Raw genomic sequence first — 843 nt, forward strand, 5'->3', positions numbered from 1 at the left:
TGTGACTCCATCATGGAAAAAATGGAGTATCCGAAAGGGCTGATCAGTTATACCACTGAACACCGCTTACAAGGCAAAGAAAGTCATATATTGCGTCCTAAAGCGATCGCATATGGTGTATTGCTCATTATTATGACCGGCGCATTTTTCAACCATATTCTTGGACGAGTCCCCTTAGAGTTAGACGTTATTCGTGATAGAGGCTCGCTATTCCAACTAAATGGTCTTGGTCATATTGAAAACTCTTACACCCTTAAGATCGTCAATATGACGGACGAGACTCAGCGATTCGCGATTAAGGTCGATGGCATTCCTGAAGTTCGTCTCGCCACGCGATCAGAAATCACAGTGAAATCGGGTGAAGTGTATAGTTTGCCAACAATTGTTGAAGCAAAGCCATCACTACTCCCTAGTAGCAGTAACGAGATTAGTTTTACGGTAAACTCTCTCGATAACCCAGATCTAATAGCTCATTCCGAAAGCCGCTTCCTCGGCGCTCGCGAATGATTATGTAAACTTAGCCCGGAACCCTGATGTCGAGTCAAACAATCCAATCTAAACAGCCAGATCCAAAAAAACGAAACTGGCTGTATTTTATTATGTTCTTCCCTTTAGCTTCTGTATTTCTCAGTAGCATCATGATCTACCATGCAGTGAACGGTAAAGACTCACTCGTTAGTGACAACTATTACAAAGATGGGCTCGATATAAACCAAACGATTGGGCAAGATCGTCTAGCTAAAAAACTTGCTGTACGCGCCTATGTCAGTATTGACGCAGAAGGCAACGCGCTACTAGACTTGAAAAGTCTAGCCAAAACAAAAGAGCCTTTTGTTACGCTCA

At 42.9% G+C, this 843-nt stretch carries 2 protein-coding genes; both read left to right on the forward strand.

Features of this window, described 5'->3' with window-relative positions:
* The coding region (locus A3738_RS02190) for a FixG Ig-like domain-containing protein (protein WP_304440054.1) at nt 1–507 on the forward strand (507 nt) is incomplete at its 5' end.
* Between the two features lie 26 nt (nt 508–533).
* The coding region (locus A3738_RS02195; RefSeq protein ID WP_197473519.1) for a FixH family protein at nt 534–843 on the forward strand (310 nt) is incomplete at its 3' end.

This window comes from Oleiphilus sp. HI0066 (assembly GCF_001635725.1).